Below are 16,406 nucleotides of genomic sequence, written 5' to 3' on the forward strand. Positions count from 1 at the left end.
TACGCTGGGCCTCACGCCAACAGGCTAAATATTCCGTGACAAGTGAGGTCTCCCCCGTGATACCAGCGCCGACGTTCGGCTCCGCTCCCTTCGCCCTGTCCGCGCACACCGGCGGCGGTCCGGGCATCGGCCATACCGCCGAAGAGGCCCTCGCGGCCACCATCGCCACCGCGAGGGCCGCCGACCGCCACGGATATCACCGCTTCTGGATGTCCGAACACCACGCCATGCCGGGCCTGTCCGTGGCCTCGCCGCCCCTGATGATCGCCCGGCTCACCGCAGACACCGAGCGCATCCGGCTCGGAGCGGGCGGGGTGATGCTGCCGAACCACGCGCCGCTGGTGATCGCCGAGCAGTTCGGGATGCTGGATGCCCTCGCCCCGGGACGCATCGACCTCGGCCTGGGACGGGCACCGGGCACCGACGGGGCGACGGCGGCGGCCCTACGCCGCGGCGCCGGGGCGAACGACGCGTTCCCGCAGCAGGTCGACGAGCTGCTGGGCTTCCTCGCCGACGACTTCCCGGCCGGCCACCCCTACTCCGACGTCCACGCCGTGCCCGGTCCGTGGCAGAACGCCCAGAACCGCGTCCCCGCCCCCAGCACGCAGCCGCAGGTGTGGATCCTGGGCTCCTCCCCCTACTCCGCTCGGTTGGCGGCCCGTCTCGGACGGCCCTACGCATTCGCCCTGCAGTTCGGGGACGCCGACATCACCACGGCGATGCGCCTCTACCGCGAGGAGTTCACCCCTTCGTCGGTGCTGGACCGGCCTTACTCCCTGGTGAGCGTGAGCGCCATCGCCTCCGACGACGCCGCCGAGGCCCGGCGGGAGGCCTCCACCTCGGCAATGGCCATGCTGCGCATGTTCAAGCGGGAACCGTACGCGCTGCTCTCGCCCGAGGAGGTCGCGGCCTACGAGGCCACCGCCAACGAGCAGGCGATCATCGACCTCTACACCAACCGGGCCTTCGCCGGCACGGCCGAGACCGTGGCCCACCGACTCGAGGCCCTCCAGGAGCAGACCGCCGTCGATGAGGTGATGACAGTGGTCGGCACCCACTCCCGAGGTGCCGACGCACGCACCGTCAGGCTCCTCGCCAAGCACTACGGTGTAAAGGCCCAGCCGTGATTCCTCCCGGCACTCGCCGGAGTACGACTCACCCGACCAACCCACCACCCATCACAGGAGATCCCATGTCAACACCACGTCGCGCCCTGATCGTCATCGATGCCCAGCAGGAGTACTTCGAGGGGCTGCTGCCGATCCAACACCCCGACCGCGATGAGTCGCTCGCGCGCATCGCCGAGGCGATGGACGCCGCCGAGAGGGCTGGCGTTCCCACCGTCATCGTCCAACACGAGGCTCCCGAGGGCTTCCCGGTCTTCGCACCGGAGTCCCCGACCTTCGGGCTCCACCCGGAGATCGCCCGCCGCGCGGACGCGGCGGCGCACCGCTTCACCAAGCCCTTCGCCAGCATCTTCGCCGGCACCGGCCTCGAGGCGTGGCTCCGAGAGCGCGAGATCACCACGATCACTCTGGTCGGCTACATGACCAACAACTGCGTCATCGGATCCGCCGCCGCCGCCGAGCCCCTCGGGTTCACGGTGGAGGTGCTCTCGGATGCGACGGGCGCCATCGACCTGGTGAACCCCGCGGGATCCGCGCCCGCCCAGCAGGTGCATGAGACCGTCATGGCCCTGTTGAACTCCAACTGGGCCGCCGTCGCAACCACCGGCGACTGGACGGAGGCCGTGCGCTCCGGGCAGGGCCTCGCCGGCGACAACCTCATCGAGTCCGCTGCCCGAGGGCGCGAGACCCGGGAGGGACACGAAGATGCCTGAGGTCGATGCGCCTGGTCAGAGCGGAACCGCCTCAGGTCGCCGGGGATGACGGCTTCGACGACCCGGCTGGGCTGACCGGCTGGGCGGGGCACCTGCCTTAACGCAGAGATCGTGACGGTTCGCAGTCATGGTGACTGCGAACCGTCACGATCAGTGAGACCTGTGGCCGTGGCCGGGCGTGACTCACCCGCCGTGGCCGGCCACGCAGACTCAGCGGACGGGGTAGTCCCGCAGGTCATGGCCGGTGTAGACCTGACGCGGGCGGCCGATCTTGGTGGCCGGATCCTCGATGAGCTCACGCCACTGCGCGATCCATCCCGGCAGGCGGCCGAGGGCGAACAGCGGAGTGAACATCTTCTCCGGGAAGCCCATGGCCTTGTAGATCAGACCGGTGTAGAAGTCGACGTTCGGGTAGAGCTTGCGCTCGATGAAGTAGTCGTCCGCCAGGGCCTTCTCCTCGAGCCGCATGGCGATGTCCAGCAGCTCGTCGTTGCCGCCCAGCTTCCCCAGGATGTCATGGGCGGTCTTCTTGACGATCTTCGCGCGCGGATCATAGTTCTTGTAGACGCGGTGGCCGAATCCCATGAGCTTCACCCCGGCCTCCTTGTTCTTGACCTTGTCCATGAAGTCCTCGGGCTTGACCCCGTCCGACTTGATGGAGCGCAGCATGTTCAGCACGGCCTCGTTGGCGCCGCCGTGCAGCGGGCCGTAGAGGGCGTTGATGCCGGCCGAGACGGAGGCGAACATGTTGGCGTGGGACGAGCCCACCAGACGCACCGTGGAGGTGGAGCAGTTCTGCTCGTGGTCGGCGTGCAGGATGAGCAGCAGGTCCAGGGCCTTGACCATGTCCGGATCCAGCTCGTAGGGCTCGGCGGGTACTCCGAAGCACTGGCGCAGGAAGTTCTCCGTCAGGTTCAGGGAGTTGTCCGGATAGAGCATCGGCTGTCCGATGGACTTCTTGAACGCGTAGGAGGCGATGACCGGCAGCTTGGCCATCAGACGGATGGTGGAGATGTGGACCTGTTCCTCATCGAACGGGTCCAGGGAGTCCGGGTAGAACGTGGAGAGGGCGGACACGGCCGAGGACAGCACCGGCATGGGGTGCGCATCCCGTGGGAAGCCCGAGAAGAAGCCCTTGAGGTCCTCGTGCAGCATGGTGTGCCGCCGGATCTCCTCATCCCAGGCGCCCAGCTGGTCTCCGGTCGGCAGCTCGCCGTAGATCAGCAGATAGGCCACCTCCAGGAAGGAGGAGTTCTGGGCCAGCTGGTCGATCGGGTACCCGCGGTAGCGCAGCACCCCCTCGTCACCGTCGATGTAGGTGATCGCGGACTTGGCGTTGGCCGTGTTCATGAAGCCCGGGTCATAGGTGACCTGACCGGTTGACTTCAGCAGCGGTCCGATGTTCAGGCCGTCGTTGCCGATAGTGGCCTTCTCGCGGCCCAGCTCGACGGTGGTGCCGTCAACGGACAGCTGAGCTGACGTGTTCTCGGTCATGGGTACTCCCTCATGAGTTGTGCAGTGTGCGAACCGCCGCCGGGATCACGGCGGCGCATCACGGCGACCGCAGGTGGTCGATCCGGTGGTTCAATCCTCGTCAACGCTATCAAGGTGGGGGGCCAGACCGGGAATCGATGACTCATTCGGCGGCCCTGATGTCACCGCCAGGCGCGCAGCCGCTCCGCCGCCTTCGCCACAGCCTCGTCAGTGGCGGTGAGGGCCACCCGCACGTAACCGTTGCCGGCCGTGCCGTAGAAGGTGCCCGGGCCCACCAGGATGCCCAGCTGGGCCAGGGCGCCGACCAGGTCCCAGCTGTCCTGCTCGCTGGGAGCCGGCCGGCCGGCGTCGTGCCCGGTGTCCGAGCCGACTGCCCGCCCGTCCCGAGTCCACAGGTACAGCCCGGCCTCGGAGTGGTCCACCACCAGCCCGGCGGACTCGAGGGCGTCCTTGAGCAGCGTGCGGCGGGCCCGGTACCGGTCCTTCTGCTGACGCACGTGGGCATCATCCGCCAGTGCTGCGGTCATGGCGGCCTGTACCGGCATCGGGACGATCATGCCCGCGTGCTTGCGGCTGTTGACCAGGGCCGCCACGAGCTCGGCATCCCCCGCCGCGAAGGCGGCCCGGTAGCCGGCCAGATTGGACTGCTTGGACAACGAGTACACGCTGAGCAGGCCCGTGTGATCGCCGCCGCTGACCTCCTCGGCGAGGATACAGGGGGTGCCGGAAGCACCGGGCGTGTCCCATTCGCCCCAGCCGAGCTCGGCGTAGCACTCGTCACCGGCCACCACGGCACCCACCTCGCGGCCCTGGGCGACGACGGCGCGCAGCTGCTCGGCAGAGCTCACCTGTCCCGTGGGGTTGGCGGGCGAGTTGGTCCAGATGAGCTTCACCCGTGCCCGCGTGTCCGCGTCCAGCTCGGCCAGGGAATCTGCGGCGACGGCAGTGGCACCCACGAGCAGGGCCCCGATGTCATACGTCGGGTACGCCACGGTGGGGCGGACCACCACGTCGCCGGGACCGAGCCCCAGCAGCAGGGGCAGCCAGGCGATGAACTCCTTGGAGCCGACGCTCGGGATGACGGCCTGGGGGTCCAGGTCCGCGACCCCCCGCCGCCGTCCGAACCACGCGGCGATGGCCTCACGCAGGGCCGGGGTGCCGTGCGTGGTCGGGTAGCCGTGGGCATTCGCCGCGGATGCCAGGGCCTCCTGAACCAGGGCCGGGGTGTCATCCACGGGCGTGCCGATGGACAGATCGGCGAGGCCGCCGGGATGGGCCTGTGCCGTGGCGCGGTAGGGGGCCAGGGACTCCCAGGGGTATTCGGGTAGCCGCAGCACCGGCTCTACAGGCCTTCGGGAATCGGCTGCGGGGGCAACGCGGCGATCAGCGGGTGGTCCTTGGGGATCAGACCCATCTTGGCGGCGCCGCCCGGGGACCCGAGGTCGTCGAAGAACTCGACGTTCGCCTTGTAGTAGTCCGCCCACTCGTCCGGGGTGTCGTCCTCGTAGAAGATGGCCTCCACGGGGCACACCGGCTCGCAGGCGCCGCAGTCGACGCATTCATCCGGGTGGATGTACAGGGAGCGTTCCCCCTCGTAGATGCAGTCGACCGGACATTCCTCGATGCAGGCCTTGTCCTTGACATCCACACACGGCAGGGCAATCACGTACGTCACGTGGGACCGTCCACCTTCCAGGGGGTCGGAATGGGCCCGGCATGGTGCCGGGCTGGGCGAAGATTCCGTACCAGTCTAGTCCTGAGTCACGGGGTGGCGCAGGAGCGGCTGGGCCAGCAGCATCGTGAGGATCGCCACCACCGGGATTCCCCAGATCCAGACCGTGCCGGCGATCGCAGGACCGGGCAGGACTTGAAGGGTGTATTCGTTCGCGGCGACCGCCCAGGTGTCCAGCCCGGGCCAGTTCCCCAGGACCATGGCCGTGGTGAACGCGGCGATCGCCACCACTCCCCCGGTCCACACCACGGAGGAGCGCAGTGTCCACCACAGTTGAGCCGAGCCGGTCAGCAACAGCGCCAGCACCGCGCCCCATGGCAGGACCCAGGCGCCCTCCGCCGTGCTGGTCCCCCCGATCCAGCTGAAGTTCAGATGCAGGACCGTGCCGAGGAGCCCGACGCCGGCCCCCACCAGGACCGCGACGACCGCCGGCACCCAGCCGGGACGCCGCCGGTCCCGGCGGGGTACATCAGGACTTGGCACGGGCGCGGGCGGCCTTGTTGCGCTCGTTGGCGTCCAGGATGACCTTGCGGATACGGATGTCCTCGGGGGTGATCTCCACGCACTCGTCCTCGCGGGCGAACTCGAGGGACTCCTCCAGGGTCAGCCGCTTCGGCGGGGTCAGGCCCTCGAAGGAGTCGGAGGAGGCCGCACGCATGTTGGTGAGCTTCTTCTCCTTGGTGATGTTCACGTCCATGTCATCGGCGCGGGAGTTCTCGCCGACGATCATGCCCTCGTAGACCTCGGCACCGGGCTGGACGAAGAACGTGCCACGCTCCTGCAGGTTGATCATGGCGAACGGCGTGGTGGTGCCGGCGCGGTCGGCCATGAGCGAGCCCTTGTCCCGGTACTCGATGGGGCCGGCCCAGGGCTCGAAGCCGTTGGCGTAGGAGGAGGCGATGCCGGCGCCGCGGGTGTCCGTGAGGAACTGGGTGCGGAAACCGATCAGGCCACGGGCGGGGACGTTGAACTCCATGCGGATCCAGCCGGTGCCATGGTTCTTCATCTCCGTCATGCGGCCCTTGCGGGCGGCCATCAGCTGCGTGATGGGACCCATGAACTCCTCGGGGGAGTCGATGGTCATGAGTTCCATCGGCTCATGGAGCTTGCCGTCGATGGTCCGGGTGACCACCTGCGGCTTGCCCACGGTGAGCTCGAAGCCCTCGCGGCGCATCTGCTCCACGAGGATGGCCAGTGCCAACTCGCCACGCCCCTGGACCTCCCAGGCGTCCGGCCGCTCGGTCGGCAGGACCTTGAGGGAGACGTTGCCGATGAGCTCGGCATCCAGACGGTCCTTGACCTGGCGGGCGGTGACCTTGGCGTTCTTCACACGGCCGGCCAGCGGGGAGGTGTTGATGCCGACGGTCATGGAGATCGCCGGATCGTCCACAGTGATCAGCGGCAGCGGCTTCGGGTTCTCGGCATCGGTGAGGGTCTCACCGATCATGATGTCCTCGATACCGGCCACGGCCACGATCTCACCCGGTCCAGCCGAGTCGATCGGCGCGCGGGAGAGACCCTTGGTGCCGAGCAGCTCGGTGATCTTCACGTTCTTGAGCTGGCCGTCCTGGCGTGCCCAGGCGACCTGCTGGCCCTTCACCAGGGTGCCGTTGAAGATGCGCAGCAGCGCCAGGCGGCCCAGGAACGGGGAGGCGTCCAGGTTGGTGACGTGCGCCTGCAGGACCTCGCCCTCGGTGTACGTGGGAGCGGGGATGTGCTCCAGGATGGTGGAGAACAGGGGCTCGAGGTCCTCGCTGTCCGGCAGCTCGCCGTCACCCGGTTGGGCGAGGGAGGCCTTGCCGGCCTTGCCGGAGGCGAAGACCACCGGCAGGTTCAGCACCGAGTCGAGGTCCAGGTCCTCGACCTCCTCGGCGAGGTCCGAGGCCAGTCCGAGCAGCAGGTCCATGGAGTCCGAGACCACGCCGTCGATACGGGCATCCGGGCGGTCGGTCTTGTTGACCACCAGGATCACCGGCAGGTTGGCGGCCAGGGCCTTGCGGAGCACGAAGCGGGTCTGCGGCAGCGGGCCCTCGGAGGCGTCCACGAGCAGCACCACGCCGTCCACCATGGACAGGCCGCGCTCGACCTCACCACCGAAGTCCGCGTGGCCGGGAGTGTCGATCACGTTGAAGGTGATGGTCTGGCCGTTGGCCGAGGGTCCGGAGTAGAACACAGTGGTGTTCTTGGCGAGGATGGTGATGCCCTTCTCTCGCTCCAGTTCGCCGGAGTCCATCACCCGGTCCTCCACCTCGCCATGGCTGGAGAAGGCGCCAGCCTGGCGCAGCATCGCGTCCACCAAGGTGGTCTTGCCGTGGTCCACGTGGGCCACGATGGCGACGTTGCGGAGGTCGGTGCGCTGGGTGAGGGCTTCAGTCATAGGGGTGCCTGTTCATAGAGTGCGGCGGGCGGGCTGGGGCACGGCGGCGCGAACGGCCACCGTCAAGGGCCCCAACCGATTATACGGGACCCCGGCAATCCTCCGTTCCACCCCCCTCCACCTCCCGCACTCGAACACCTCCCACACCGGGCACAAAGTGACCCCGCCCCCACCCAAGTGCCGTGGTGAGGTCACTTTGCGCCTGGACATGTGGCGCTGGTGGGGAGCGGGGTCTGCGGGGTGGGGCACCCGCTGGCTGGAGCGGGGCCGGGGCAGGGAGCGGGGCCAGTCAGGGAGCGGAGCAGATCGGCGTTCGGGGCAGATCAGCGTGGGCAGCAGATCAGTAGGCGCGCTCGCCCAGGGACTCCAGGAACAGGCGGCGTTCGGTGCGCTTGGTGAGCTGCTCGTCCGGGTCCGGCACCGGGGCCGCGGAGAGCAGCCGCTTGGTGTACTCCTGTTCCGGACGGTGCAGCACCTCCTGCGTGGGACCCTGCTCCACCTGACGCCCGTCCTTGAGTACGAGCACGCGATGGGCCAGCATGTCCACCACGGCCAGGTCGTGGGAGACGAACAGGCAGGCGAACTCGTAGCGGGACTGCAGTTCGGCGAACATGTCCAGTACAGCCGCCTGCACGGAGACGTCCAGGGCGGACGTGGGCTCGTCTGCGATCAGCACCTCCGGGTCCAACGTCAGCGCGCGGGCGATCGAGATGCGCTGACGCTGACCACCCGAGAGCTCGTGCGGGAACCGGTTGACCACCGAACGCGGCAGCTTGACCGCGTCCAGCAACTCATAGGCGCGGTCCAGCTGCGTCTTCCGATTGCCGACCTTGTGGATGACCATGGGCTCGGTGATGATGTCACCGATCGGGAAACGCGGGTCCAACGAGGCGGCCGGATCCTGGAAGACCACGCCGATCCGCCGGCGCAGGGCGCGGGCCTCCCCGCCAGCCAGGCTGGGCAGATTCTTGCCGTGGATCCTCAGGGACCCCGCGGCCACGGGCAACAACCCCAGAACGGCCTTGGCGATGGTGGACTTGCCGGAGCCGGACTCCCCCACCAGGCCCAAGATCTCCCCCGGTGCCACGCGGAAGTCGATGTCATGGACCACGCGGTTCTTCTTACCGCGGTGGTCGTACTCGATGCACAGCCCCTCGGACTCGATGGCGGCGACCCCCGCCTCTTGGTCGGCTGCCTCCTCCGGTTCCCCCACCGTCAGCTCGGCGCCCAGGCGCGGCACGGAGCCGAGCAGACGTTCGGTGTAGGGGTGTTGCGGGTTCTGCATCACCTGGTGGACCTCGCCAGATTCCACCAGTTCCCCGCGCAGCATCACGCAGACCCGATCGGCCATGTCCGCCACCACGCCCATGTTGTGGGTGATGAGCAGGATGCCGGTGTTCAGCTGGTCCTTCAACGAGCGCAGCAGTTCCAGGATCTCCGCCTGCACGGTCACGTCCAGGGCGGTGGTCGGCTCGTCGGCGATGATCACCTCTGGCGAACAGCTGATCGCCATCGCGATGACGATGCGCTGGCGCTGACCGCCGGAGAACTGGTGCGGATACTGCTTGAGCCGGCTCTTGGCGTCCGGGATGCCCACCATCTCCAACAGTTCGACCGCCCGCCGATCGGCCTCCGTACCATAGGCGATGTCGTGCACGTTGAGCGACTCGGTGAGCTGGTCGCCGACGGTCAGCACGGGGTTCAACGCGGTCATGGGCTCCTGGAAGACCATGGCGGCATGGCGGCCGCGGATCTTGCGCAGGCCGGTGGCATCCAGCGCGGTGATCTCCCGGTCGCCGAGCATCACGGTTCCGGAAACGTTCGCATTGGCCGGCAGCAGCCCCATGGCCGTCGACGAGGTCACCGACTTACCAGAACCGGACTCGCCCACCAGAGCCACCACCTCACCGGGCTTGACGTCGAAGCTGACTCCCTTGACCGCGTGCACCTGGCCGAATTCGGTGTCGAAGGTGACCGAGACATCCTGGAAGGACAGGATCGGCCTCCCCTCCAGGTCGGGGTGCCGTTGCACCAGACTCAGCGAGCCGGTGGTCGGGGACGAGCCCGACGGCGGCTGCGCGCCCACGGTGCCGCGGGCACCCTGATCCTGGTGGTCACCCTGGTTCTTCTTGTGTCCGAAGATGCTCATGATCTGCCTTACCCCGCTCAGTTTCCGCTACCCATGAAACCGCCGAAGCGGGATCCGTTGATGGGCTGTCCAGCCGGGACATCCTTGCCGCCGGGTCCGGCCTGCGAATCGTTGGCGGCCTTGTCGAGTGCCTTCGAACGGCCGGAGATGCCGAGGAATCCACGCTTTTTACCACGCGAACCCTGCCGGGGGTCAAAGGCGTCCCGCAGACCGTCGCCGATGAAATTGACGGACAGCGCAATGGCCAGGATCAACATGCCGGGCCACCAGAACAGCCACGGCCTGGTGGTGAAGGCGCTCTGGTACTGGCTGATGAGCAGGCCCAGTGAGGAATCCGGTGGCTTGACGCCGAAGCCCAGGAAGGACAGAGAGGTCTCCAGCAGGATGGCCGCAGCGATGGCGAAGGTCGCATTCACCACGATCACGCCCACCGTGTTCGGCAACAGGTGCCGCAGGATCACCCGTCCGGGTTTGGCTCCCATGGCCACGGCAGCGGCCACGAACTCCTTCTCCCGCAGAGACAGCACCTCACCGCGGACCAGGCGGGCCAGGGAGGTCCAGGTGACCAGACCGAGCACCAGCGCCAAGGGGATGATGCCGCCGCCGAGACCGGAGGACATCTGGCCGAGCACTGCGGCCAGTACGAGCAACGGGATGACGATGACGAGATCGGTCATGCGCATCAGCACTGCGTCGACCCAACCGCGGAAGTATCCGGCGAGCGCTCCAACCGCCGCACCGATGACGGTCGACACCAGGCCCACCACCAGAGCGATAATGAGCGACTGCTGGGTACCCCTCATCACCAGGGCGAAATAGTCGTTGCCCGTCGTCACTTGACCGAAGGGGTGTTCGCCCCAGCGGATCCCCTCGCCGCCCAGCCACTCCGGCACGACGGACAGGGTGGGGGTACCACCGTCCACCGTCGGTCCGGTCGCGGCATAGCTCTTGTCCCACCAACCCGGGATCCCCGCGTAGCCGATGGAGCTGAAGGCCAGCAGGAAGATCAGCACCAGGAAGATGGCGGAGATCATGGCGGCCTTGTGATTGCGGAAACGGCGCCGAACGAGCTGGCCCTGACTGTAGGACTTGCCGGTGCGCTGGCGCAGTTTGGCGTCCTCGACCTCGGCCAGGTCTGCCATGTCGACGGCCTGCTGGGTGGGGCCGTTCTCGTTGCTCACGTTGCTCATCGGGCTCACACTCGAATCCGGGGGTCGAGGACGGCGTACAACACGTCCGCCAAGAGGTTGAAGAGGACGGCAGCCGTACCGGTGACCAGGAAGAAGGCCATGACGGGAGCGGGATCCACTTGTTCCAGGCCCACTCGGAAGAGATTGCCCATGCCCTGCCAGCCGAAGACCTGCTCAGTGATCACGGCACCGCCGATCAGGCCGGCGAAGTCGAAGGCCATGATCGTGGTGATGGGGATCAACGAGTTGCGGAACGCGTGCTTGAGGATGACCTGCCGTTCATTCAGGCCCTTGGCCCGGGCGGTGCGGATGTAGTCCTGTTGACTGACCTCAAGCATCGAGGCGCGGGTGTAACGCGAGTAGCTGGCCAGAGAGATCAGGGCCAACAGGATGGTCGGCAACAACAACTGGGTGCCCTTGTCCAGGAAATCCTCCCAGAAGGTGCCACTGAAATTCGGCGTCTGGGAACCGATCGTCGCAATGGGGCGCCCCACGATGTCCAGGTAACCCGGCCAGGAACGGAAGAGATGCCCCACGATGGTCAACCCGCCCATGATGACCGCAGTGAACACCGTGACGATGGTGGCCGCGACCTTGGAGTAACCGCCCATGAGTCGACCGACGAGAACGGCGACGCCAAGGGCCACGACGGCGAGGATGAGGATCACCAGCCAGTTCGGGTCCCACAGCAGGTTGTAGGTGGCGTAGTAGGCCACCATCCCCAAGCCTGCCGTGACCAGTCCCGCGTAGAGCACGCGGCGGTTCTTCAGGCCCGCACCCAGAACGGTGGCTCCGACCGCGGCAGCGACCCCGACCAGCAGGAGGACCACAGGGGGCATCTGCGGATAGCGGGCGAAGTTCAGCCAGTCCAGGTACGGAAGGACCACGCAGGTGAAGGCGAACGTGCCGAGGAAGGTGAACAGCCGGCGTCGGGCGCTTCCGGCCAGCATGGCCTGCAGAGCCAGGCCCAGGATCAGGCCGACGGCGATGATCGTGGGCCAGGAGAACCCGGGGTCTGGGTTGGAGAGCCAGTCGTTGAAGCCGATGGCCAGGTACTCCTTGAGGAGCACGGCGGCCCAGAAGACCGGCAGGGAGAAGAACAGGAAGGTCAGGAAGGTCACCACATAGTCGATCCCCGAGTACTGGCGGATGGCTGTCAGGATGCCGATGAGGACTCCGAAGACCATGGCGATGACGGTGGCCAGCACGACCAGTCGCAGGGTTGAGGAGGCGGCCAGCCCCAACAGGTCGATGACCTGCTGCCCGGAGCGGTTGGTGCCGAGGTCACACTGACCAATGACGCATTTGCCGACGCCGGTCAGCCAGTCCCAGTACCGCGTGTACCACGGCTGGTCCAAGCCCATGTAGTCGATGCGCTGTTCGATGAGGAACTCACGGTTGTCCGCATTGGACTCACGCAGATCCTTGAGCGGATCACCGGAGTTGATGGTGAGGATGAACAGCAGCAGGGAGGCGCCCAGGAGGACCAGGAATGAGCTGCCGAAGCGGCGGAGGATGAATTTCAGCACAACAGAACGTTGCCTTCCATACCGGGGGGGCGGGGAGATCGGCCCAGCTGTCACGGGTCACCCAATGTTACTCGAAAGTAACGTCAAGGATGGCCCAGGGAATCAGCGGGGGCCCGGCCGTTAGGTCGGGCCCCCACTTCCCCGGCGACTCAGTGCCAGGTGATCAGGGAACTGATCAACTCAGAGGGTCACTCGACCCGAGCCCACTGCTCCGCGTTCCACACGGCACCGCTCTGGGCGGCGGTGTTGCGCACGTTGGCGACGTCGGCCGAGTGGGCCACGATCCCCGGGTGTGCGTAGAGCGGGATACCGAACAGGTTGTCCCACAGGGCCTTCTCGATCACCTTCACCTGCTCAGCGTGAACGGCAGGGTCCACGGACGTGGCGAGGGTGTCCCAGGCCGCGTCCACCTCTTCATTGGCGAACTCGCCGTAGTTCTGCGCGCCCTCGGAGTGGTAGATGTTGCGGCCCGAGGAGATCTGGCCGGATCCGGCCCAGGCGAACAGGGCCACCTCCCAGTCACCCTGTGGCTGGACCACACCGAAGAAGTCGGCGTGGCCGGCATCGACGACGTTGAAGCCCGCCTCGTCACAGGACGACTTGATCATGGCCACCGTCTCGGAGCGGCGGGGGTTCGGTGAGCTGTAGCCGATCCGGACGTCCAGGTTGGACTCACCGGACTCCTCGACCAGCTGTGCGGAGCGCTCAATGTCGACCTCGTCGTACTGGCCCTCATAGGAGGCGTCCACGACCTCCTGGTAGTTCTCTTGGAACGGGAACACCTCGCGGGCGTTCATCACAACGGCCTCGGGATCCAACGGCTTGATCAGGTTGTCCACGATGTTCTGCCGCGGCACACAGAGGGCGAAGGCCTCACGCAGCTCGGGGCTGTCGGAGAAGATCGACTCCTCCATGAAGTTGAAGTCCAGGTGCTCCCAGGTGAGGGAGGCATCCTGCTGGATGACGATCTGATCCCCCAGCCCCTCCAACTGCTCCAGGGTGTCCACGGTGGCCTGCGGCTCAATGACGTTGAGGTCACCGTTCTGCAGGGCCTGCACATGCGTGTCCGCGGCTGCGAACCGGATGACCAGTTCCTGGGTGGCGGCCGGGGTGCCCCAGTAGTTCTCGTTGGCCTCCAGGGTGATGGACTGGCCGGGCTCCCAGCTCTTGAACTTGTACTGGCCGTTGGAGGGTGCGATCTCCTCGGCGGGCAGCTCGCCCGGGGAGGTGTTCCACCCGGTGTTCCAGAACTCGGCGGCCGGGGCCAACGCCTCGGCATCCTCGTTCTTGACGGCCTCGATCATGGCCTCCATCCCCATGCCGGACTGCTCTGCCACCACGTGGGCCGGCTGGGCCGTGTCCAAGAGGATCGGCCAGTCGGCGTACGGTTCCGCGAAGGTGATGGTGAATTCCTTGCCGTCCGTCTCGCCCTCCGGAGCCTCCGGAACGCGTTCGCCGAACTCCTGGGCGATGGCGTTGAACAGCGGCGTGGCGTCCTCACCCTCACCGGTGGCGATGCGCGGGTTCTCCACACCCCATTTGAGGATGTAGTCGGCGGCGGTGACCGGGGTGCCATCGGACCAGACGGCGTCCTCGTTGATGGTGTACTTCACCTGGAGCGGATCGTCCGAGACCTTCTCGTAGGTGCCGTACTCCTCGTTCTGGTAGATCTCCCCGTCGGTGCCGAAGTACGCGAAGGTGGAGATCATGCGCTCGGTGATGGCCGAGTTGTACGTGGAGTAGGTCTCCGGGGTCATGGAGTTGTAGGAGATGAACTCGTCCTCGCCCACGGAGTAGGAGATGGATCCGTCCTGGGTCTCCACGTCCCCCAGGTCTGCCTTGCCGGTATCCGCCGGTTCGACGGTGAGCTTGTTGCCGGCTTCGCCGGTGAAGACCTCACCGTTGCTGCCGCCGGAGCCGGTGTCTTCAGATGCGTTGTCCTCGGCCGGGCCGCCCGGTGCGCAGGCGGTCATGACGAGTGCCGAGCTGGCCAACAGGGCAGCAGCGGCAGAAAGCTTTGTGTACTTCATCAAAGCGTCTCCATTCAAACAGGTGCGAGACGTGGAGTGCTCCCGATCCGACCCGGATATGGGGTGGGAGGGTCGGTCCGATTCCGAGACCAATCCGGTTTCCCGGAGTGGGACCAGAGGGTGAGCAACACCACAAGGTGTGCACGACAATAGCCCCGCAACATGCGAAAGCAACATTGAATAGTGTGCCCGGAGACCAATCGTTACCATCCCGTAACTTAGCCGACGCTCGCAGAAAACCCCGTGTTTCCGGGCCGTTACCGGAGGTGGACGTCGTGTTAAGTTACGCCCCGAAACGGGTGTTTCACATCACGACCAGCAGATTCCCCGGAATTCAGCGGTTCCTTCACGTCAGCTGGGGCCCCACCGGAAAGTAGGGCAGGTAGGCCACCCCGGAGACGTTGTACTTGAACTTGATGCCCATGACGATGCGGATCCCCACGTGCATCCCCCACGCGCCGACGGCGAACACCTGCCCCAGGCGGCGGTTGACCAGGGAGAGGGGTGCCCCGAGCTCCACGGCCAGCGAGACCGCCGCCATGAGGGTGAACAGCTCCTTCTGCTGGTAGAGCGCCGTCCCGGCCGCCGGCTTCGCGGTGCCGAAGAGGTCCTTGCGCATGCCATCCACGGCGATCTGCCCGCGCAGTACGTCTCCCCCAGCCCACTTCACGCCCAGCGGACCGCGGACCTTGGCCATGCCGGAGATGAAGTACACGGCCACGGTGGCCACGTTCACGACATGGGGGACGGCGCCATACGCCCTGGCGTACCGCTGCGGGAACAGGGTGCCCTCCCGCAGCAGCGAGTCCACACTGAGTGCGTCGGCGGACCGGGTGGCGCCCAGGACCATCTGGTGCATGGTCATCATGTTGTCGCTGTGCAGCAGCATGGTCCAGGAGTTCCGATAGCTGATGGTCCACAGTTGCAGGGCCGCGTTGAGCGGACCCGTGACCCGGTGCCCCACCCCCAGGGTCGCGGCCAGGTTCACCCACTGCGCCGCATCGAAGATCCCGTCCGCCAGCTTCGCCGGCAGGGGCCTGTTCAGGACCTTGACCACACCCACAGGGGTGAACTGGGAGGCGTCCTGGGCATGGAGCTTGCGGAACATCGGCCGGCGCCTGAAGTTGTGGACCGCGGAGAACACCCCCGTGGCCACGCGCAGCACCGCCGGACGGATCGGCTGCGCCGCGGGCCGCAGGTGGTCCACCAGTGCCTGGAACACCGGCGACTGGAAGGACGGGAAAGTCGGCAAGGACGGGACGGGGGAATCAGCGCCGGTCATCGGACGGCCTCCTGCTCAAGTGCGGTCTGGACGGTTTTCTCGGTGAGGTAGTCCCCCGGCGTGTTCCCGGTACCCACGGGCCGCGGCGGGAGGTTGCCGAGCTCGGAGCGGGCCATCGGTCCCGTGGGCGGGCCCTGAGGGTCCTGCGCGGCATCATGGCGCCTCTCAGAGACGGCCTCGGCGGTGCCGCCCACCTCCGCCCGGGCATGGACGGTCTCCATCTGCGGGGTGGTGTTGCCGGCGTAGTAGGTGTCGAAGAAGTATCGCGAGCGCACCACCTCCACCCGGACGATGTCGGCTTCCCTCAGCCGCCGCACTGCCCCCGGCCCCTCTCCGGTGGCCCGGGGGCGTCGCTGCTGCTCGGCGAGGGCGTCGGCATACCGCTGGGCGATCTCCACACCGCGGCCCTGGCGCACCATCCGGGCGATCTGTTTGCGGACCTGGTTCAGGCCGCCGGCCCCGAAGTGGTGGTAGTGGGGGATGACCCGCCGGCCGTCGGCCGTGAACCCCGCCACGTGCGGGATCCTCGTGCGGTCCTTCCGGTCATCCGAGAACATGGGGTACGTGGACAGCGGGAAGGAGTCCTGTTCGTTCTTGTCCTTGCCATTGAAGTAGTGCCGGACGGGCGAGAGCAGCACGGCAGCCAGGGCGACTCCGGCCGTCAGGGCCCAGAGGTCGCGTTCCGAGGCTGCCGGGGCGGTGCCCGGGGACAGACGCGTGGCCAGGTGCATGGCAGGGTGAGGGTGCGAGAGGTCGGGGTTCACGGTGGTGTCCTTCGGTGCG

General features: G+C 67.1%; 13 protein-coding genes. 2 read left to right on the forward strand and 11 right to left on the reverse strand.

The features are described from left to right. Positions 1-35 precede the first annotated feature (35 nt). Complete coding sequence (locus tag IMT31_RS03560; protein ID WP_413543776.1) at positions 36-1,127, forward strand: LLM class flavin-dependent oxidoreductase; 1,092 nt, start codon at positions 36-38, stop codon at positions 1,125-1,127. Positions 1,128-1,192: 65 nt separating this feature from the next. Then, complete coding sequence (locus IMT31_RS03565; protein WP_413543777.1) at positions 1,193-1,840, forward strand: cysteine hydrolase family protein; 648 nt, start codon at positions 1,193-1,195, stop codon at positions 1,838-1,840. A gap of 210 nt (positions 1,841-2,050) precedes the next feature. Here the strand turns inward: IMT31_RS03565 and IMT31_RS03570 are convergent, their stop codons facing one another. The 11 genes from IMT31_RS03570 to IMT31_RS03620 all read right to left on the reverse strand — a co-directional run bounded on the left by IMT31_RS03570 (position 2,051) and on the right by IMT31_RS03620 (position 16,387). Further along, on the reverse strand, positions 2,051-3,334 hold the full coding sequence (locus IMT31_RS03570; RefSeq protein ID WP_345355344.1) for a citrate synthase: 1,284 nt from the start codon (positions 3,332-3,334) through the stop codon (positions 2,051-2,053). Between the two features lie 161 nt (positions 3,335-3,495). Beyond that, positions 3,496-4,671, reverse strand: a complete 1,176-nt coding sequence (gene dapC, locus IMT31_RS03575; RefSeq protein WP_413543778.1) for a succinyldiaminopimelate transaminase — start codon at positions 4,669-4,671, stop codon at positions 3,496-3,498. Positions 4,672-4,676: 5 nt separating this feature from the next. After that, positions 4,677-5,009 carry a ferredoxin gene (gene fdxA / locus IMT31_RS03580; protein ID WP_345355338.1) on the reverse strand — a complete coding sequence of 111 codons (333 nt, stop codon included), beginning with the start codon at positions 5,007-5,009 and terminating at the stop codon, positions 4,677-4,679. Between the two features lie 75 nt (positions 5,010-5,084). Continuing rightward, positions 5,085-5,549, reverse strand: a complete 465-nt coding sequence (locus IMT31_RS03585) for a hypothetical protein (RefSeq protein WP_345355335.1) — start codon at positions 5,547-5,549, stop codon at positions 5,085-5,087. Next, complete coding sequence (gene typA, locus IMT31_RS03590) at positions 5,536-7,443, reverse strand: translational GTPase TypA (protein ID WP_413543779.1); 1,908 nt, start codon at positions 7,441-7,443, stop codon at positions 5,536-5,538. The genes IMT31_RS03585 and typA overlap by 14 nt, the downstream gene beginning before the upstream one ends. Positions 7,444-7,783: 340 nt before the next feature. Continuing rightward, the gene (locus IMT31_RS03595; protein WP_413543780.1) at positions 7,784-9,592 is read right to left on the reverse strand and encodes an ABC transporter ATP-binding protein; all 1,809 of its coding nucleotides are present in this window, start codon (positions 9,590-9,592) and stop codon (positions 7,784-7,786) included. 17 nt (positions 9,593-9,609) lie between these two features. Continuing rightward, positions 9,610-10,782 carry an ABC transporter permease gene (locus tag IMT31_RS03600; protein ID WP_413543781.1) on the reverse strand — a complete coding sequence of 391 codons (1,173 nt, stop codon included), beginning with the start codon at positions 10,780-10,782 and terminating at the stop codon, positions 9,610-9,612. Between the two features lie 5 nt (positions 10,783-10,787). Beyond that, positions 10,788-12,311, reverse strand: a complete 1,524-nt coding sequence (locus IMT31_RS03605) for an ABC transporter permease (protein ID WP_413543782.1) — start codon at positions 12,309-12,311, stop codon at positions 10,788-10,790. A 188-nt stretch (positions 12,312-12,499) separates the two neighbouring features. Next, complete coding sequence (locus IMT31_RS03610; protein ID WP_413543783.1) at positions 12,500-14,341, reverse strand: ABC transporter family substrate-binding protein; 1,842 nt, start codon at positions 14,339-14,341, stop codon at positions 12,500-12,502. A gap of 346 nt (positions 14,342-14,687) precedes the next feature. Further along, positions 14,688-15,623, reverse strand: coding sequence for a hypothetical protein (locus IMT31_RS03615; protein WP_413543784.1), 936 nt, complete (start codon positions 15,621-15,623; stop codon positions 14,688-14,690). Further along, entirely contained in the window at positions 15,620-16,387 is a 768-nt protein-coding gene (locus IMT31_RS03620; RefSeq protein ID WP_345355317.1) for a hypothetical protein, read from the reverse strand. The genes IMT31_RS03615 and IMT31_RS03620 overlap by 4 nt, the downstream gene beginning before the upstream one ends. Positions 16,388-16,406: the final 19 nt, after the last annotated feature.

It is taken from the genome of Citricoccus nitrophenolicus (assembly GCF_047305825.1).
In the GTDB taxonomy this organism is placed as follows: Bacteria; Actinomycetota; Actinomycetes; order Actinomycetales; family Micrococcaceae; genus Citricoccus; species Citricoccus nitrophenolicus.